The sequence below is a fragment of the Streptomyces rectiviolaceus genome (genome assembly GCF_039533825.1).
GTDB lineage: Bacteria > Actinomycetota > Actinomycetes > Streptomycetales > Streptomycetaceae > Streptomyces > Streptomyces rectiviolaceus.
The window spans coordinates 83480-101162 of record NZ_BAAAUG010000010.1; the positions used below are offsets into that span (position 1 = coordinate 83480).

Annotated in this window: 16 protein-coding genes; 9 read left to right on the forward strand and 7 right to left on the reverse strand. The window is 67.1% G+C overall.

Translation table 11 applies throughout. The annotated features are described in order from the left end of the window. Positions 1-4: 4 nt before the first annotated feature. Positions 5-1165, reverse strand: coding sequence for a helix-turn-helix domain-containing protein (locus ABD378_RS01830; RefSeq protein WP_344518477.1), 1161 nt, complete (start codon positions 1163-1165; stop codon positions 5-7). Positions 1166-1171: 6 nt separating this feature from the next. Beyond that, complete coding sequence (locus ABD378_RS01835; protein ID WP_344518478.1) at positions 1172-1591, reverse strand: NUDIX hydrolase; 420 nt, start codon at positions 1589-1591, stop codon at positions 1172-1174. 168 nt (positions 1592-1759) lie between these two features. On the opposite strand from ABD378_RS01835, the gene ABD378_RS01840 reads away from it, so the two are divergent. The 8 genes from ABD378_RS01840 to ABD378_RS01875 all read left to right on the forward strand — a co-directional run bounded on the left by ABD378_RS01840 (position 1760) and on the right by ABD378_RS01875 (position 12039). Then, entirely contained in the window at positions 1760-2560 is an 801-nt protein-coding gene (locus tag ABD378_RS01840; RefSeq protein WP_344518479.1) for a TauD/TfdA family dioxygenase, read from the forward strand. Beyond that, the gene (locus ABD378_RS01845) at positions 2551-3024 is read left to right on the forward strand and encodes a hypothetical protein (protein ID WP_344518480.1); all 474 of its coding nucleotides are present in this window, start codon (positions 2551-2553) and stop codon (positions 3022-3024) included. The genes ABD378_RS01840 and ABD378_RS01845 overlap by 10 nt, the downstream gene beginning before the upstream one ends. Positions 3025-3283: 259 nt before the next feature. Beyond that, the gene (locus ABD378_RS01850) at positions 3284-3472 is read left to right on the forward strand and encodes an FxLD family lanthipeptide (protein WP_344518481.1); all 189 of its coding nucleotides are present in this window, start codon (positions 3284-3286) and stop codon (positions 3470-3472) included. 81 nt (positions 3473-3553) lie between these two features. Beyond that, the gene (locus tag ABD378_RS01855; RefSeq protein WP_344518482.1) at positions 3554-5593 is read left to right on the forward strand and encodes a lantibiotic dehydratase family protein; all 2040 of its coding nucleotides are present in this window, start codon (positions 3554-3556) and stop codon (positions 5591-5593) included. After that, positions 5590-6663 (forward strand): lanthionine synthetase LanC family protein, encoded by a 1074-nt coding sequence (locus ABD378_RS01860; protein ID WP_344518483.1) that lies wholly within the window; start codon positions 5590-5592, stop codon positions 6661-6663. Before ABD378_RS01855 ends, ABD378_RS01860 begins: the two co-directional genes overlap by 4 nt. A gap of 38 nt (positions 6664-6701) precedes the next feature. Then, complete coding sequence (fxlM, locus tag ABD378_RS01865) at positions 6702-8756, forward strand: methyltransferase, FxLD system (protein ID WP_344518485.1); 2055 nt, start codon at positions 6702-6704, stop codon at positions 8754-8756. Between the two features lie 3 nt (positions 8757-8759). After that, the gene (locus tag ABD378_RS01870) at positions 8760-9893 is read left to right on the forward strand and encodes a hypothetical protein (protein ID WP_344518486.1); all 1134 of its coding nucleotides are present in this window, start codon (positions 8760-8762) and stop codon (positions 9891-9893) included. A gap of 256 nt (positions 9894-10149) precedes the next feature. Next, entirely contained in the window at positions 10150-12039 is a 1890-nt protein-coding gene (locus tag ABD378_RS01875; RefSeq protein ID WP_344518487.1) for an ATP-binding cassette domain-containing protein, read from the forward strand. A 16-nt stretch (positions 12040-12055) separates the two neighbouring features. On the opposite strand, the gene ABD378_RS01880 is transcribed toward ABD378_RS01875, so the two are convergent. After that, the gene (locus ABD378_RS01880; protein WP_344518488.1) at positions 12056-13246 is read right to left on the reverse strand and encodes a helix-turn-helix domain-containing protein; all 1191 of its coding nucleotides are present in this window, start codon (positions 13244-13246) and stop codon (positions 12056-12058) included. Beyond that, positions 13243-13845 carry a hypothetical protein gene (locus ABD378_RS01885; protein ID WP_344518489.1) on the reverse strand — a complete coding sequence of 201 codons (603 nt, stop codon included), beginning with the start codon at positions 13843-13845 and terminating at the stop codon, positions 13243-13245. Before ABD378_RS01885 ends, ABD378_RS01880 begins: the two co-directional genes overlap by 4 nt. A gap of 191 nt (positions 13846-14036) precedes the next feature. Between ABD378_RS01885 and ABD378_RS01890 the strand changes: the two genes are divergently transcribed. Beyond that, positions 14037-14936, forward strand: coding sequence for a DUF4365 domain-containing protein (locus ABD378_RS01890; RefSeq protein WP_344518490.1), 900 nt, complete (start codon positions 14037-14039; stop codon positions 14934-14936). A gap of 267 nt (positions 14937-15203) precedes the next feature. Here the strand turns inward: ABD378_RS01890 and ABD378_RS01895 are convergent, their stop codons facing one another. Genes ABD378_RS01895 through ABD378_RS01905 form a run of 3 tightly spaced genes read right to left on the reverse strand, consistent with a single transcriptional unit; the run spans position 15204 to position 17592 of the window. Next, the gene (locus ABD378_RS01895; protein WP_344518491.1) at positions 15204-15641 is read right to left on the reverse strand and encodes a hypothetical protein; all 438 of its coding nucleotides are present in this window, start codon (positions 15639-15641) and stop codon (positions 15204-15206) included. After that, on the reverse strand, positions 15638-16147 hold the full coding sequence (locus tag ABD378_RS01900) for a hypothetical protein (RefSeq protein WP_344518492.1): 510 nt from the start codon (positions 16145-16147) through the stop codon (positions 15638-15640). The genes ABD378_RS01895 and ABD378_RS01900 overlap by 4 nt, the downstream gene beginning before the upstream one ends. Next, positions 16144-17592, reverse strand: coding sequence for a type IV secretory system conjugative DNA transfer family protein (locus tag ABD378_RS01905; RefSeq protein WP_344518493.1), 1449 nt, complete (start codon positions 17590-17592; stop codon positions 16144-16146). The genes ABD378_RS01900 and ABD378_RS01905 overlap by 4 nt, the downstream gene beginning before the upstream one ends. Between the last annotated feature and the right edge of the window lie 91 nt (positions 17593-17683).

The following is a 17683-nucleotide window of genomic DNA, read 5'->3' on the forward strand; positions in this document are numbered from 1 at the left end:
CACGTTAAGCCGCCATCTCCTGTCGCATACGGTCGAGCGCTTGAACTGCCGTACCGCGTTCCACAGGAAGCCGGTCACCGGCGGTCCGCACGATCCGTTGCAACTGGTGCGGCAGCCGCTGGACCACAGCCTCAGCCATCGCGGTATTCAGGGACTCAGCAGCCCCACCCTGGTCATCCGCCAGGAGCCGCACGTGGGCGACAGTGACCAGTTCGATCACCCGCCATTGCGGTGCGACCGTCGTCGTCGAATCAGGCCCGTGATCGACAAGCCGTATGGCGAGGTCTGCGCGCCCCGTGCCGACGAGGCCGCGCAGGCGGATCTCGTGCAAGGCGTAGGGATTGAACAGCGATGTGTGAGTGGCGCTTTGGATCAGCTCGTCTGCTTCCTGCATCACGCTGTCGAAGAGACTCGCATCGCCAAGTTGACCTGCGGCTCGTGCGTACAGGGGCAGTACCGCCGCACGGGCTTCCGGGTTCGGTGCCAGGGCTGCCGCGTGGCGCAGCCGGTCCACCGCGGCTCCCGTGATGCGGGCCTTGCGCAGCTCGTTTCCGTGCATCCGCAGGGCGTAGCTGCTGAATGCGGGATCGTCGAAGTGGGTCGCGATGCTGAGGCTCTTGGCGGTCCAGTGGGCGGCAGTGGCCAGCCGCTCTTCCGGCAGGACGTTGCCGAGCGCGACGCCGAGTCCAACCCGCGCGTGAGCGAGCAGGCGCAGGACGTCCCCCTCCGTGTGACCGTCTTCCAGACGGGCTTCGAGTCGGGCGACCAGCGGCCACAGTTCGGCGACGGCTTCGGAAGCATGGCCGCTCTGGCGGGCGATCTCGGCGAGGCGGACCGTGGACTGGCCGAACTGAAGCATTGCCCGGTGATCGGTGTCAGCCGGGTCAGTGACGCCCAGAACGTGCGGCGGCAGGCGCAGTTGTTCGGCGACACGGCGCAGCGAGCCGACGTCGCCCAGGGTCTTCTTCCGGAGTTCGAGGGCCGAGATGTAGGTCTTGTCGTAGCCGAGAAGGGCGCCCAGTTCGGTCTGGTTGAGTCCGTGGACGGTGCGGTGGAAGCGCAAGATCGCGCCGAGGTCACCGCTGTCCAGGATGGTGCGGGCCTGCGGGGTGGCCCAGTGCCACACCACGTGCTGGGCCGAGGGCCGGGCTTCTGGCAGGGCCATGGCTGGCTACATCCGTCCGTACCAAGTGGCGATGGACTGCTTGTAGCCGTCGGGCATGGTGAGCCCAGGAATCTCCGAGGCGGTGAACAGTCCGATCTCGCGGTGTTCGTGGCTGACCACTGGGGCCGCTTCCGGCGTGAGGACTGTGCACCCGTAGGTGATGATCACGACACGGCGTTCGGGGCGGGTCTGCGGAAGCGGCTGGTAGATCCAGGCGTCCAGGAGCGGCCCCGTCTTGACGGTCCAGCCGGACTCTTCGTGCAGTTCGCGCTCGACGGTGCGCTCGGGGCTGGCATCTGCTGCCTCCAGCCGGCCGCCGGGCAGCTCCCACTCTTCGCGTTCATTCTTCAGCAACAGCACCCGACCGCGCACGTCCAGGGCTACACCTTTGACGGAAACGGGCCAGGTGGGAGGCGTGTACGTCATGAGTTTCCTCGCAGTGCGGGGCAGTGCCAGCGTTTTCGGACCGTAGCACGGAGCGCCCAACTCTCCCTGCGTTTGGGTGATTTGCCGGGGTCGACAATCTGTCGCTTTACCCGCCGGGCCACCGATCTCGACAGTGGAACCACTGACCGCCGACGAAGGAGTCCGACGATGCGCCCCGGTGATCTGTTTGCAGCGCACTTCCTCGATCACAAAGCCGCGGGCGCTTCGGCCGAGATCGCCGACCAACTACGCGAAGACGGCCTCGTCACCCTCGATCAGCTCGCCACACGGAACGACGTGCTGGCCTTCGCCTCCCGCATCATGACCATCTCCGCACACCGCGACAGCGACTCCGATGGGCTGACCACGATCCGCTGCATCCCGCGTCACGCAGGTCGGCCCGGCTACGCCGGACTCGGAAACGGCGAACTCGCCCCGCACACGGAGCGCTCCGGTCTCCCATATCCGCCGCGCCTGATGCTGCTGGTCTGCTCCCGGCCCGCCGACCGCGGAGGGGAATGCCTGCTCAGCGACGGGCGCCGCGTCCATGCCGACCTGCTGGAGCAGCAAGCCGGTGAAGTCGCAGACGTGCTCAGTAAGCCGAGGACGGCCTACTTCGGCGCGGGAGACGGACATGCCACCCAGGTCCTCACCCCTCACCGCGACGGGCGTATGTCCATACGGCTGCGGCTCGACGCCCTGGCCCGGTGGAGCCCTCTCGTCCAACCGCACCTGCCCAGGCTCCAGACCGCGGCCCTTCGCCATCAACAGTCCATTCGGCTGGAGCCGGGCCAGGCGTACCTACTCGACAACGAGCGATGGCTGCATGCCCGCACCGCGTTCGTCGGTGACCGCGTGCACTTGCGTGCCCTCGGAGTCCCACGCTTCGCCCTCCCGCACGGCTTCATTCCGACGCTGCCGTCCACCCCCCGGCCCACTACACACACAGAGGTCCTGTCATGGGCGTGACGTCTCTTAGAGCCGAAGTCTCTGGGAACACCGTGGTGCCGGATGAAGTGCATGGGCACACGGCCGTCTCAGCTCCGGCAGTCCCCGACAAGGTCGAGATCCTGGCACTCGTTGAGAGGGCACTGTCCTGGGATCTCGACAATTCCGCTCTCCCGCCCGTTGAAGACGCGCTCGAATTGGCGAAGTGGTTCACCGCCTACGGCCGGATCGTCGCTGCGGATCTGGACGTACTGCTCTCCGACATCCCCACCGACTCGCACGTGGGCGGCGGCGCACAGGCAACACTCAGCGAGGCTGGCAGGCGCCTCACCCTGAAGCCTCTGGCCCCGACCGCCGCCCCACGCTCTGCCGCGCGCCGCACACAGAACCTCGCCCGCCTCATCCAGGCCCTGAACCGCGCGGTCGGCCGCATCGGCGAGGAGCAGGTTCGCTCGCGCCCCGGAGGGCCACCGCAGCGTAGATGACCTCCCAAGACTGGGGTCTCCTTCCCGTCATCCGGTCCTCCGTGCCCAAGCCCGTGCACGGAGGACCGGAGTCAAGACACGGTGATGGAGACGGCGACATAGCCGTCGCGCCCCCGGATGCGCTCTGCACGGCAGCTGCACCCGGCCCGCACGACGTCCGCCCACCCCGAGTGGACGGATGCACCACCCGGCGACCGGGCCTGAAAAGGGCTCGGCGCAGGACGAAGCAGGCACCATCCGTCACTACCGAGGAGTTCGCATGACCGCGATCGACGTCGAGAAGCCGCTGACCCCCGCGCAGCCGGCTGCTGACACCGTCGAGGAGACCGACCTGTTCCAGCTCGACATCACCTTCATCGAGGGGACGCCGGCGACCGAGACCGTCCTGATGTGCAGCACCGGTGACACCTGTGGCAGCTCCTGCCCGAGCGCCTGCGTCACCTCGTAAGCCCGAGGCAGCTCGGCAGTGCGGGCCGGACGGGCTGCCCCGTCCGGCCCGCACACCCCGCCTATCAAGAACGGAGTGGTGATGACACGGGCACGACACAGCCTGTACCAGGGCGCTGGGCAAGGGATGCTGCGTGCGGCGGCGCACCTCGCCGCCCCGGTGATGCCGCCCTGGCCGGGCCGCTCGGCCTCGCTCGACGACTGGCGTTCGTGGCTGGGCACCGTGTGGGCTGACGAAATCTTCCGGCAGGCGGTGTCCAGTGCCAGCCCGGATCTGGCGAACCAGGTACAGGCGATCCTCAACGGCCGGTCTCCCAAGCTGCGCCGCGTGCGCCGGGCGGCACTGGCCACAGCCCGATACGCGATCCGGTACGCCCACCGCTCCACCCCCTACGGCCTCTTCGCGGGCGTATCCCTGATGGAGTTCGGCGACACGGCGGAGGTCCGCTTCGGCGAGGGGCACCAGGCCGTCACCCGGCCCGACCCGGTGGCGCTCGCAGAGGCAATCACCGCGTGGGAGACGGACGGCACGCGGATGGCCGACGTCGACGTGCGCGTCAACATGCTCGCCCGACAGCGCGACGGACACGTCCATGTGCCGTCCGAGGGCGATGCCGAGTTCCGTCTCGCGCTGAGCAGTCCCGCGGTCAGGTTCGTGCTCGACGCAGCAAGCGCACCGATCCGCTACGCGCTCCTGGCGGACAAGCTCGCCGCCGAGTTCCCGGCCACCTCGGAACACGCTCGCACCCAACTCCTCGGAGAGCTGCTTCGGGTACGGCTGCTGCGGTCGTCGCTGCGCGCCCCCGCCACCGTCCCCGACCCGACCGACGTCTTACCGCCCGCCCTGTGCGCGCAGATGCGCGAGCGCACGGTGGCACACGATCTGCGGCTCGACGCCACCGTGCGGCTACCGCGGGAGGTCCTGACCGAGGCGGAGACGGCCGCGACCGTCCTGGCCCGGCTCGCCACGCACCCGAACGGCACGCCGGTATGGCGTCGCTGGGTCGAGCAGTTCACCGACCGGTACGGCGAGAACGCCGCGGTCCCTGTGGAGTTGGCGACCGATCCAGACAGAGGTGTCGGCTTCCCAGACGGCTTCGGCAGGCAGGTCGAGCCGCCCCGCCCGATGTCCCGCCGTGACCGGCTCCTGCTGGAGCTGGCCGGAACCGCGGCCGTCGAAGGTGCCCGCGCGGTGTCCCTGACGAGCGCGATGATCGAGGAACTAGAAGCAGCCGGGGAGAAGCCTCGACTTACCGCACCACACCTGGAACTGGCCGCCCAGGTCCATGCCCACTCGACCAAGGCCCTCGACCGAGGTGACTTCCGGCTCCGGGTGGTCACTGTCTCCCGCTCGGCCGGCTCGATGACGGGCCGGTTCTGGCACATGCTCCCAGACACCGGCGCCACGTGCACGAAGCTGCCCACCGTCGAGGCTGGCGCTGAGGTAGTACAACTCTCCTTCCACGCCGGGCGCGTCCCGGCCGACCTCCTCACCCGCGCCCCGCAGGTGCTGCCCCGGATCGTCAGCGTCGGCGAGTTCCGCCACCCTGGCGACGGAGTACTGTTCCCCGCCGACCTGGCGGTCAGCGTCCGCGACGGCCACCCCCGCCTGGTTGAGTTCGCGACCGGCAAGCACCTGGAACTGCTCGCACCGACCGCGATCAACTTCCTCTGGAACAACTACACGCCGCCAACGGCCAGGTTCCTGGCCGAGATCAGCCGGGCCACCGCACCGCAGGTGACCTGGTTCGACTGGGGCGTGGCCTGGACGCTGCCCTTCACCCCGGCCCTCACCTACCGGCGCAGCATCCTTACCGCCGCGCGGTGGAAGGTAAGGACACGGGATCTGCCCGGCCGTACCGTGACTTTGAAGGCGTGGGCCGAGGAGCTGCACGCCTGGCGGGGCCGGTTCCGGGTTCCCGACCGTGTCCTGCTGGCCGAGGACGATCAACAGCTTCCCCTCGACCTCAGCCAGGACGTGCACCTGGATCTCCTGCGCGCTCACCTGGACGCCAGCTCCATCGGCGTTGCCACCCTGCACGACGCGCCGCCACCCGACGCCGACAACTGGATTGGCGGAAGGGCCCACAGCCTCGTCCTTCCCCTGGCGGCACGCTCATGACGGCCACATCGCTCCCGCCCCGTACGCAGGATCTCTCTGAAGGTCCTCTCGGAATCGCGCTGCTGGACATCGAGAGCGGCGACCTGCCCGCCGCCCGGCGCCATATCGCGCAGGCTGTCGTCCACGGGGTGAGCGCCGGTGCCAACGCGAGCCTGTTCCACGGCGCCCCCGCGCTGGAGTTCGTGCTCGCTCGCGCAGGACACGCTGGCCGTGATGTCCGCGATGTCGTCGACCGCGTGGTGGACGCCCGACTGACCGCAGCACGGCGACGTCAGGAATCCGGGGTCCTGCCCAACCTCGCGGAGTGGGACCTCATCCGCGGCCTGACCGGGCTGGGTGCACTTCTCCTAACCCGCGGGGCGCCCTCCGCCCGGCTGACGGACGTGCTGTCCTACCTCGTCTCTCTGTCCCGGCCGGTCCGTCTCGAAGGCCGGGACCTGCCGGGGTGGTGGTCAGCGGTCGGGCCCGCAGGCGAGGAAATGCCCGACGGCCACAGCAACAACGGTATGGCCCACGGAATCGCCGGCCCCCTAGCGGCGCTATCCCTCGCCGCCCGGCACGGCGTCCAGGTACCTGGGCAGAGCGAGGCAATCGCTCTGTTCGCACGCTGGCTCGACTGGTACGGCGGCTCCTACTGGACGCCCCGTGCCCACCTGGACACCAAGCGGCCATCAGGGCCGGAGCCCGCCCGCCAGTCCTGGTGCTACGGCAGGCCGGGCATCGCGCGCGCTCAACAGCTTGCCGCACTCGCCCTGCGCGACGCGAACCGGCGCCAGGCGGCCGAGGACACCCTTATCCACACGCTGACCGACCCCTTCACCCTCGCCCGGATCACCGACGCCACGCTGTGCCACGGCTGGGCCGGACTGATAGCCCTCACCCGCGCCGTAGCCGCCGACAGCCCCACCCCGGAGCGCTTCACGCCCGTGGTCGACAACCTGCACCAGCGCCTGACGGCAGACCTGGACCGGCTACCCAAGCCCGGCTTCATGGAAGGCCGCAGCGGCGCACACCTTGCCCTCAACGCATCGAACGCCACGGACTGGACCAGCGTGCTGCTGATCACCTGACCGCGCCCTGATCCCACCGACAAGGAGTGCCCACGAGCATGACCTTCGACGACGACGAGAGCCTTCCGATCACCCGTGACACGACCTGGTGGCACGCCAGCGTGGCCTTCCCCGGCGGCTCGCTGAGCCCCAAGACCGCCCAGGTCCTATCGGCAGCGCTGCACGACCAGCGCTTCCACTTCCTGCGCAAGGACTCAGGGCTGCGCCTGCGCACCGAACGCCCATCCGCCGCCCTACTGGACTACCTCGTCACCGAGCAACAGGCCACCGGCTGGGTCGGCGGCATTTATGAACCGGAGACCGAAGCCTTCGGCGGCCCCGAGGGCATGGACGTGGCGCACGACGTGTTCTGTGCCGACAGCCGCAGCGCCCTGCCCGAGACCGGCAGAAACGGCACCCGCGAGCGCTGCGTGATGCTGCTGTCCGCCATGATCCGCGAAAGCGGTCTGGACCCCTTCGAGGCCGGAGACGTCTGGTCCCAGTTTGCCGCCCTGCGTCCCTCCGTCACCCCGCCGACTGGGGGCGCACTCGACCGCTCGGTCTCGGCGATGCGGCGCCTGATGAACGCGGACGCCGCCCGCTGGCCGCACCCAGACCCTGGCTGGGTCGAGCGCGTCGCCGCCTTCGAAGACGGCGGCCGTCGCCTGCGCCGGCTCGCCGCTGATGGACGACTGATACGCGGCCTGCGGGCCGTCCTCGCCCATCACGCGATCTTCGCGTTCAACCGCGCCGGTGTGCCTGCCACCGAGCAGGCCGCCACCGCGTGGGTGGGACGCCAAGTCGCCTTCTCCGTAGGGAATGACGCCGACGTGTCGACCCGCCGGAGCAAGACCACCGACCCTAATCTGCCTCGAATGGAGACCACCGTGACACCCGTCACCGACCCCGCCGAACAGCGCGAATCCCTGGCGAACCGCCTCGTCGAGAGCGAACATCTCCGCACTCCCGCCGTCATCGACGCCTTCCGCACCACCGACCGCCATGACTTCCTTCCCGGCGTCGACCTCGAGGCGGCCTACAGGGACGACGCGGTCCCGATCAAGCACGACGAACACGGCGAGATGATCTCGTGCATCTCCGCGCCCTCCATCGTCGCTACCCAGCTCGAACAGCTCGGAGCGCAGCTCGGCCACAAGGTCCTAGAGGCCGGAGCCGCCACCGGATACAACGCGGCCTTGCTGGGCAAGCTCGTCGGTCCCGACGGGCAGGTGTGGACCCTGGACGTCGACCAGGACCTCGTGGACGGCGCGAGCAAGAACCTTGCCCAGGCCGGGGCCACCAACGTCACCGCTGTGCTGGCCGACGGCGCCGCCGGTCTCCCTGAGCACGCCCCGTACGACGGCATCCAGTTCACCGTCGGCGCGGGTGACATCCCCGTGAAGCTCCTCGGACAGCTCGCCCCTGGCGGCCGACTGGTCCTGCCCATGCGGATTCGCGGCAGCATCAGCCGCAGCTTCGCCTTCGAGCGCGACGGCGACACCTGGAAGACCGTCTCCTGCGAGATGTGCACATTCATTCCCCTGCGCAAGGGCGTCTGCGACGACCTCTACACCGTCGTGCCCATGGCCGGGGAGGGCAACGTCCGCCTGGAGACCTTCAGCGAGCAGGAGGTGGACCGCGAAGCGATCCGCACTGTCCTGGACCAGCCGCAGACCAAGGTCTACACCGGAGTCAAGCTCCGCCAAGGCGACCCCTGGCAGTGGGCGTACCTGTACCTCGCCTGCATTCTGCCCAACGGCCTGTCCCGCATGCCCGGATCGCGCCCAGGCTTCACCCCGCACTTCGGCTGGGGCTCCATGGCCGCCCTCGACGGCGACTCCCTCGCCTACCTGACCATCCGCGAAGGCGAGGACAACATGGGCCGCTTCTGGGAGATCGGCGTCATCGGACACGGCTCCCGCGGCGCCTCGCTCGCCGACCAGGTCGTGAACGAGATCCGCAACTGGGACGAGGGCTGGGGCAACACCGCTCCGGAGCCCACCTTCCGCATGGCTGTCGGCGACGCCCGCGACACTCTCACCACCGCCGACCCGCGCTTCGTCATCGACAAGACGTACAGCCGTCTCGTCGTTGACTGGCCGCGCAAGGGCTGACCGATGATTCCCGCGATAGCCAGCCGCATCCCTCTGGTCCGCCGCTCCAAAGCGCCGGCGCTCCCGCTGGACGAGCGCATCACCCACCTCAACGGGCTGACCGTCGCGCCCGCAGGTGCGAGCCACCACGACCTGGTGGCCCGCGCCTGCGGGGTCCTCAACTACGCCGCGCTGATCGCCTCCGACGTCGGGAAGCCCGATCTCGCAACCGCCCTCTGCTGGAGACAGCACCACGTATTCGCCCATGCCGGGAGGCTGAGCGGCGACACCGCCGTGATGTCGTTGATGCCCCTCATCAACATCTCCCGGCTGCTGACTCGCGACGGCGACGGCAAGGCCGCCTACGACGTCCTCACCCGCCTCTACCGCGCGGCCCAGAAACGCGAGGCAGCCGAGATCTACGGACACATTGTCGACCTGTCGGAGCTGACCGAAACGGACGCGGACCACCGCAAAGTCTGCCAAGAGCTGTGGGTCACCGTACTCGTCGACGGCGCCCGCGCCTTGGCGCGGATCGGCCGCTGGACCGACGCCGCCGACGCTATGGCCAAGCACCGCGGCATCGGCAACCGCCTCCTCGACGGCCGCCAAATCAAAATCATGTCGCTCATGGAGCGCGGCCTCGACCAGCAGGCCCGCGACATGATCGACTCCACCATCCCTACCGAGCCGTGGGAAACCATCATCGCCGCCGTTCTGCGCGCCCATTGCCGGCCTGCCGCCTCGCCCGTGCCGCAGCCCGTCCTAGACCTCGTACTGCGCGAGGTGACCGGGGTCGCCGCCAAACCTGACCCCTCGACCGCCGCCTTCCAAACCCGTGCAGGTCTTGCCGCACTCGACCTCGCCCTCGACCGAACAAGCCCCCACGCCGCCCCGCTGCAAAATGCGGTAGCCGACGCAGCAGCACTCGACGCGTACGCAGCGCGCGAAGCCATGCGCCACCCTGTGGCAGGCGCGGCCCTGACCAGCGCACAGCTCCAGAAACTCACCGACACAGTCAGCGCATCCGGACTCGGTACAGGACGCCTTCCGCAGGCCCACGATCACGCCCTCAACGAAACCGTGGACAAGGCCGAAGCCGTTCTCGACGGCCTCCTGCAAGGGCCTAGCCGAACGGATAGAGCGCCAGAGCGCTGATCTTGGAATGCAGCGACGCCACCACGTCGAATTGCTGCCTCCATCAGCCCCACCCGTATCAGCCTCGGCGATTCGGCCATCACCGAAAGCAGCGCCGGCCCCGCGCCGTAAGGGTCCGTTCACTGTGCACCTCACGTACGGCGCGCACCTACGCGGAATCGGGTCCGTCTCAAACACGTGTGTTCGAAAGCGCTGTCCGCGTCGTTGACCCCGACATCGCCAGTTGGCCCACAACCACCGTGTAGGAGGTACGCAGTTGACCACTGCCGACACCACGAGCGCGAACCCCACAGCACCTCCTCCACCGTCCCCGGCGGACCTCACCTACGGCGGGCAGTACAGCGTCAACCCCCTGGGCGAGGTCTCGTTCCGGAAACTCTGTTCACGGCTCCCGTCGGTCCTTTGGCACGTCGCACGAACGGCTTGGCACATCGACCGCCGAGCGGTCCTCCTGCTTCTCGGGTGCCAGGTCATCACCGGCGTCTCAGCGGCCGTGCTGCTCACCGGAACCGCCCATGCCATGCAGGCGATCCTCGGCACCGGAGCCGTCTCACACCGCCTGCGAGATGCGCTGCCCGCGCTCCTCGTCGTGGCCGGCGCCGCTGCTCTCGCCCGTGTCTCCAGCGCACTGTCCACCTACGCCGACCGACGTCTCACCCCGCCGGTCACCACCCACGCAGACACCGCGCTCGTCGAAGCGGTATGCCGCGTCGATGCGGCCGCGCTCGCCGGGGAAGGCTTCTCGGACCGTCACGAGGCAGCGGAGATGGGCGTGGTCCGCAGCCACGTAATGATCAACGATGCCCAACGCTTCATGTCCGCCCTGGTGCGGATGGTCACCGCGAGCGGTGTGCTGTCGGTTCTCAACCCCCTGATGCTCCCTCTCCTCGTCCTGGCGGTGCTTCCCGCCGGCCTCGGTGCGGTCATGTCCGCCCGAGTCGACTACGAAGTCCACTACGCGAACATCTCCGACAGGAACTCCCGGTCGATGATGCGCTGGTGGGCCACCACGTCGAAGTACGCCGACGAGGTCCGTGCGAACGGCATGACGTCCTACCTGCTGTTCTGGTACCGCTCCCTGTCCGAGCGCATCGACAATCGCACTCTGGCCGCCGCTCCCCGCACGCTGCGCATCGCCCTGGGTACTTCGCTGCTCGGCGGCGTCTTCCTCACCGCCACCTGGGCCGGGCTCGCCTGGCTCGCCGTGACCGGGCGCGTCAACCTCGCCATCGCCGCCACGGCGCTCGTCGCCGTACAGACGACGCTGGCCGCTCTGTCGCAGGTAGTCATCAACGGCGCAGCGCTGTTCCACACCAGCCTCTACCTGACGGACATGCAGACCTTCCTGGACGATGCGGCGGACAAGGCGCCGCACCGGGGCGATACGGCGGTGGCTGCACCTGTGGAGGAGATCCGGCTCGATGAGGTGGTCTACCGATATCCCGGTAAGGAGGCACCTGCGGTCGACCACGTCTCGTTGACCCTTCGACGCGGCGAGATCCTTGCCATCGTCGGGGAGAACGGATCGGGGAAGTCCACGCTCACCCGCCTCATCACGGGGATCTACCTCGCCGACAAGGGGCGGGTCCTGTGGAACGGCAACGACCTCGCCGCCGTCGATCCGGAATCCGTCTGGAGCTGCACCGGGCTGGTGCCGCAGATCTTCGCGCAATGGCCCCTGCGAGTCCGCGAGAACGTGACGCTGGGACAGCCGCGCACCTTCGACGACACGCCGGTGTGGGAGGCGATCGATGCCGTCGGCCTGCGGGAAGCCGTCGAGTCCCTCCGCTACGGCCTGGACACCCTGCTCGCCCGAGAGGTGTGGGGCGGCTCGGAATTTTCGGGGGGCCAGTGGCAGCGGGCGGCCTGCGCCAGAGCTCTCTACCGCCGTCCTCCGCTGCTGATCCTGGATGAGCCGACGTCTCAGATGGACCCACGAGGAGAGCACGACATTTTCGAAGAGATCAAAGCCATCGCCGCGGACCGCATCACGATCGTGGTGACGCACTGCCTGGAGAACACCAAGGTCGCCGACCGGATCATCGTTATGGACCACGGCCGAGTCATTGAACAGGGCACGCATGAGGATCTTGCCTGCGGTGCCGGTCTGTTCGCAGAACTCCTCGCCCTTTCGAAGGACCGATAACCGGCCTCAGACGAGATCAGTGGGCAACAGCACCTGGAGTCTCATCACGTTGCATCCGGTGGCGGGAAGATGGGCGCCGGAAGTCCAAAACCTCCGCTTGTTGCTCTCTAGCCACTTGCGGCTCTATCCCCCGGCGTTCAGGGGTGGGAGCGATCGAGCGGAGGACGGTCGGGTGAATTGCCAGCTGTTCGGCAGCCGTGACGTACGGCTTGGAGCCGTACTGCCGCTCCAGCAGTGTCCACAGCAGTAGCGGCGTCTCGTGCCCGACAGTCACGGGCTCATTCTTGCGCCAACCTCGCTGCGTAAGTTGTACGTATAGGGATCGCTTTCGGCTCTCATTGATGTTGCCGACCGCGTATCCGCGCATGATCAAAGCTTGAATCGACACGCCCCACGTCGCCTTCAGCCGTGCATATCCTGTCAGAGACAGCCGGTCCGTGATATCAGCGACGGCTCGGTCGTAAGGGACGAGCAGGGCGGCCGCGAAGCGGTTCGCGTCCATTTCTGGATCTTCCGCGTGAGGGCGGAAGGTGTGCAGAACCAAATGACCCAGTTCGTGAGCTAGCGTGAATCGATCCCTGTCACCTTGACATCCGGGAAAGTAGGTGATGAGCGCCGTCTCTCCGATTCCGCCCCAGTGCGAAAGACCGAAGTGACTTTGAGTTGCACTCTGCTCCTCTCCAGCCGGGTCGGTCAACACTATGGGAGCGACCGCGATACCCGCTCTCTCCATGGCTCGCGTCAGGTTAGGAATGGGCTTGTCAGGCGCCAAGCGCAGGGCTTCACGCGTCGTGCTGGCCAGCTCTTCAATGGCGTCCGCAGAAAGTTCGTCGACGGTCGCGTACGGCAACGGGGGTGTTGGGTACTCACCAGCACGAAGGATGTCTTCACTGACGCGGTAGCTCTCTCCATAGAAAGCTTGAACCCGCTTGGTTACCGTCCGACTGGCCGACGCAAGCTTGCGAAAGTGCAGCGAGTCACGGGGGATGGAAGAAGGCTGCGCATAGAAGAAGGACATCGGCGTGCCTGTGCTCTCGGCCACAGCACGAAGCCCCTCCTCTGAAGCCTCCCGCGCCTTGGTCTCCACCTGCGAGATCCAGCTCTTACTCATCCCGCTCATGTCCGCCAGGGCGGCCCCCGTGAGACCAAGCAACTCGCGCAGGGTGCGCAGGCGCTCACCAGGTGAAGGCCCTAGCACCGTGCTCATTTACCGTCCTCCTCCTCGGGGAGCCGTACGTCATCGAGGCCCTCAACAGCGGGCTCGAAGTGCAGGCTACGCATGTCTACAGCCGTCTCCGGCAGGGGGAAGTCTAGATCGGTCTTCGCTGTGCCCCCGAAGCGCCACTTGCCGATAGGGCGAACCACTCGGAAGGACGCCGCTCCCGTTCTGACATCGAGGCGCCACAACGCGATCAACCTGTCGTACGCAGGACCGGTGAGCTTCTCCTGGGTGGGCAGAGGCGGATTGTGGTAGTAGGCGCGCCTCGCCCGATTGAGGCCAGGCGGTGGCACGTCTTTGTCGTTGAGCGCATGCAGGACGCGTACTGAGTAGTCACTGTCCGTGAGCCACAACTCGCCGTTGCGGGCATGGTTGCCAGACAACGCCCAGACACCCAGATTCGTCTTGCGCAGCCGGTGATGCGCCAAGGCCCGCACCGTGTGAGTGCCATGCCACTTGTATTCGGCGTGGATCAGTTCGGGCAGCGCCTCAGACCTGCGCTGGCCGGCCCAGACGAAAGCGTCATGAAGGGGCTCACACAGGTCCGCCAGAGCTTCACGGACGCGCTCGAGCTCATCCTTAATCATAGGCGTGAAAATATCACAGAAAAAACTAAGGTTCTAGAGTTGCTCCGCACGCGAGCCTTGCAACATGGCGCTGGCGGCTGGTAGTTGCCTTCATTGCACGTCAACGGGCCTGCGGTGCACGGGTTGCAGCGGGGGAGCTGGCCGCCGCCGGCGTGAGGCCGCCGGTCGAACTCCCCGATCAGGATGGACACATGATGCGACGCAAGCCGTCCGCCAAAGTAGCCAGCATCGGCGTGACGCAGACTCAGCTCGCTGTCGAGGCCAGGCTGGGCTGGCTGTTCCGTGAGCAGCCAACAGAGGACTACGGCATCGACGCGCATGCCGAAGTCGTTGACGCAGACTCGGTCCGAGGCCGACTGCTTGCCTTGCAGATCAAGAGCGGCTCTAGCTGGTTCAGGGAGCAAGGTCGTGGCGGGTGGTGGTTCCGACCCGACGCGGAGCACGTGCAATATTGGACAAATCACTCATTGCCCGTCGCGGTAGTGCTGTACCACCCAGAGAGAGAACGCTGCTATTGGCAGCTAGTCAGCCGCGAGACGCTCATCAAAACTTCGCGTGGGGGCTGGAAGTTGCTGGTCCCTGAGGCTCAAGTGCTCGACGAAAGCGCTAGGGCAGCCCTCAGTCAGGCCGCCGAGGGCGATGCCTACACGCTCCGCATTCGCGAACTGCAGCTTGCGCGGCCGTGGATGCAAATGTTGGACGAGGGCATGCGGCTAGTGATCGACATTGAGGAGTGGGTTAACAAGACCTCAGGTCGAGGCTCAATCGCCCTGGGCGTAGATAACGAAGACGGTAACGATCCTGAGCAAATTGCAAGCTGGACTGTGTTCCTGGGGCTGTCTGGCTACGTCGAAGTAGTTCCGAAGCTGTTCGCTTGGGCAAGCGTAAGCCTGCATGACGAAACCTACGAAGACGCCGATTACAGTGACTATCCGTATGAACGCAATGATTGGGGTGTCTTGTACCCGTACATGAACCCCTCCGGCGAGGTCGACTTTTACCGACTGGAGTTGACGCTAAATGATCTAGGTCGAGCCTTCTTGCTAGTGGATCAATTTGCCACAAAAGGACTGAGGCAGTTGACTGCATGAGGAACGCAATGCGCTCCGGCCTCCCGCACTAGAACAAGCGGAAACCAGCGAGACCACGGAGTGAAGGCAAGGGGCGTCCGTAACCGTCAGCCAAGATACGGGCGCTCGCGGCGCCTCAAGAAGTGCTGGAGCCTGAGTGTAGGGAATCGGTGAGGTCCATTCCGCCCCCCGGGGGTGCGGGTGGGGTCTTCGGGCTCCGGACAGCTGTCCGGAGCCGCAAGCGCCGAGATCAGGTCAGCGGCTATCGGCCCCCGCCGTAGGCGTGTTCTAGATCGATGAGGGTTCGAAACCTTCCAATGAAATTGGTCCCTCTGAGACAGGGATGACGCCGTAGGTCGACCGTCGCCGTTCCGGCGTCACGGGTTCATCATTTGAGCCTGCCGTATCAGGTCGAGCCTCAGAAGACTCCCGCGTGGTGACCTTCGTGAACACCTGCTCCGCGCGGTCCAGAGTCAGCCGCATAGTGCCGTATGGCCCCACCGCGTACCCGGTGCGGTGGCCGTGCAGGTGCAGTTCCTCCACCGCCTGAACACCAGCGTCGACCTCCGGCACGTCGTCCGGCGGGACGAGAGCGTGCAGTTCCTCCGCCCACTCCCAGCCGAGATCCTGGAGCACGGTTCGAGCTTCTTCCTGCTCCCAGCCGCTTCGCGCCACCAATCCGTGACGGGGGTCAGCCGAGAAGACCATGTTGGGCTCCATCATCATCCCGCCATCTCCTCGACTCGTTCAGTGGGCACCGGGCCCTCGGCGTATCCAGCAACATGTGCCGCCCAGGCTGCAAGCTGAAATCGCGCCGGTCGGTCTTCGTGCCGTCCGACTCGGCACTCATCGCCAGCCTTACCGAGCGCCTTGTTCATCCGGGCGAGGAATCGGTCGTACTGCTCGTGCCAAATAACGGTCGCCCCTGCCTCTGCGTACGCGTCGGCTCTGGCGAAGGCCAGGGCCGCGATCTCGTACCCAAGGCCCTCGTGCTTCGTCCAACAGGGCGGGATGACGTCCTGGGGTTGCCAGGCGTACCGCAAGTTCAGCCAGCGGCACACGGAGTCGAGCCATGAAGGCATGGGCGCGATCAACTCGGCTGGCAAGGACCCGAGATCCCATGGCGCGGGGCCGTCGACGACGGACTCCTCCGCGCTCCGCTCCGCGATGTACTCCAAGATCAGGGCGGGCGGCTCGGGGAACGGCTCGAAGTGAGCAAGCGGATTCGTCATGCCGCAGCCGCCTCCTCACGCCCGGCCCACGCGGCGGCATGAGCCTTCGCCTGGTTCTTCCTCGTTGTGGCCTGCCGTGAGCGCTCTGCCTCGTTGGCCGCTCGCAGGTCGCGGACGTGCCCTTCGATCGCGGTCCAGGAATCCCAAGTCCACATGCCGTCGAGACGGGTAACGACAGGCGGGAGATTGTCCGCGAGTACCAGTGCGTGACCTTCGGGCAGAGCCCTGATCTCGTCCCCGCGCAGGACAGGTTCCAGCGCCATGTGCGTGGCGGTCGAATGCCCTCCGCGGTCTCCCCCTGTCGTGGTCTTCGTAGTGCGCTCCCGTTCGACCTGACCACAGAGGTCGGACATGTCCTTGAGGAAGAGGGGATCCTTCGCGCCGCCGAAGACCACGACGTGGTTGGTGAAGGAGGCCAGTTCGTTAGCGGTGTCCTCGCCGAAGCGGGCGCGGGCGGACGCCCATCCTTGGAGGCCGTAGATCACCGTGATGCCTCGGCCCCGGCCGTCAGCGACGCGTTGGCGCAGGCTGGGGATGGGCGCGATGTTCGGCGCCTCGTCCAATGCGGCCAGGAGGGGTGGGTCCAGCCGCCCCGCCGGGGCCGCGATGGCGTGAGCCTCGGCGACGTCTAGCAGGTCTTCGGCTATCGCCGTGGTCAGTGGAGCGACGCTGTTCACCTCCGAGTCCTTGCCGAGCAGATAGATGGTGCCTTCTGCGTCAAGGAACTCGTGGAAGTCCGTCGGGTCCTCTCCGTCTCCTTGCAGAGCGCGGATCACCGACTGGTGCATGAGGGGTTCGAGGGCCGCGTCGAGGGTCGAGGCGGTGTTGCCGACGGTACGGCTGTCCCCTGTGGTGGCGGTCCGCAGCATGTCCGCCCAGCCGGGGCCAGCGCCAGGGTGGGCGTTGAGGATGCCGAGCGGCGCGGGATCGGTGAGCTTGCGGGCCCACTTCAGCACCCAGTCCAGGTTGGCGCCGTCCAGAGCGGCAGCGTGGAGGAACGCGGCGAGGATCTTGGACGCCTGTCCCTTGTAGAAGGCGCTGCCCTCGCTGGACTGTGCTGCGGACCCAGGAGTCCGGGAACCAGCGACGAACGCTTTCGCCCTCGTCATCGCGATCTCTGTTTCGGACGCGCCCGTGATCGGCGTCCAACGGAACTGGGGCAGGGAGGGAGCGATGTTCTGCGGGTCGAAGACCATGACCGGGCGGCCGTCACGCCGCCGTGCATCGAGGGTCAGTTCGACCAGGTCCGGCTTGGTCGAGGTGGCGAGGACCGGCCCGGTCCAGTTGCGGATGGTCGGAGCGAAGAAGCGCATCGTCTTTCCGCTGCCCATGGGGCCGATGACCCGGCATGCCTTGTCGGCGCGGGACCACAGCTCTACTCCCTTCGGGCGTTGCGAGGTCCCCAGCGAATAGCCGAAGTCGTGAGGATCAAGGGGGTGGCGCATGACGTGCTCCGGGACGAGGAGGGGTGAGGGGGCGGGTCAGGAACCGGCGGAATGGTCCTTCGCGAGGCTCACCGCTGATGTGCGGGCGGGG

Excerpts from the sequence above, each read along its gene's own strand:
- ABD378_RS01830 (WP_344518477.1), bottom strand. The coding sequence starts at position 1,165 with ATGGCCCTGCCAGAAGCCCGGCCCTCGGCCCAGCACGTGGTGTGGCAC.
- ABD378_RS01835 (WP_344518478.1), bottom strand. The coding sequence starts at position 1,591 with ATGACGTACACGCCTCCCACCTGGCCCGTTTCCGTCAAAGGTGTAGCC.
- ABD378_RS01840 (WP_344518479.1), top strand. The coding sequence starts at position 1,760 with ATGCGCCCCGGTGATCTGTTTGCAGCGCACTTCCTCGATCACAAAGCC.
- ABD378_RS01845 (WP_344518480.1), top strand. The coding sequence starts at position 2,551 with ATGGGCGTGACGTCTCTTAGAGCCGAAGTCTCTGGGAACACCGTGGTG.
- ABD378_RS01850 (WP_344518481.1), top strand. The coding sequence starts at position 3,284 with ATGACCGCGATCGACGTCGAGAAGCCGCTGACCCCCGCGCAGCCGGCT.
- ABD378_RS01855 (WP_344518482.1), top strand. The coding sequence starts at position 3,554 with ATGACACGGGCACGACACAGCCTGTACCAGGGCGCTGGGCAAGGGATG.
- ABD378_RS01860 (WP_344518483.1), top strand. The coding sequence starts at position 5,590 with ATGACGGCCACATCGCTCCCGCCCCGTACGCAGGATCTCTCTGAAGGT.
- fxlM (WP_344518485.1), top strand. The coding sequence starts at position 6,702 with ATGACCTTCGACGACGACGAGAGCCTTCCGATCACCCGTGACACGACC.
- ABD378_RS01870 (WP_344518486.1), top strand. The coding sequence starts at position 8,760 with ATGATTCCCGCGATAGCCAGCCGCATCCCTCTGGTCCGCCGCTCCAAA.
- ABD378_RS01880 (WP_344518488.1), bottom strand. The coding sequence starts at position 13,246 with ATGAGCACGGTGCTAGGGCCTTCACCTGGTGAGCGCCTGCGCACCCTG.
- ABD378_RS01885 (WP_344518489.1), bottom strand. The coding sequence starts at position 13,845 with ATGATTAAGGATGAGCTCGAGCGCGTCCGTGAAGCTCTGGCGGACCTG.
- ABD378_RS01890 (WP_344518490.1), top strand. The coding sequence starts at position 14,037 with ATGATGCGACGCAAGCCGTCCGCCAAAGTAGCCAGCATCGGCGTGACG.
- ABD378_RS01895 (WP_344518491.1), bottom strand. The coding sequence starts at position 15,641 with ATGATGATGGAGCCCAACATGGTCTTCTCGGCTGACCCCCGTCACGGA.
- ABD378_RS01900 (WP_344518492.1), bottom strand. The coding sequence starts at position 16,147 with ATGACGAATCCGCTTGCTCACTTCGAGCCGTTCCCCGAGCCGCCCGCC.
- ABD378_RS01905 (WP_344518493.1), bottom strand. The coding sequence starts at position 17,592 with ATGCGCCACCCCCTTGATCCTCACGACTTCGGCTATTCGCTGGGGACC.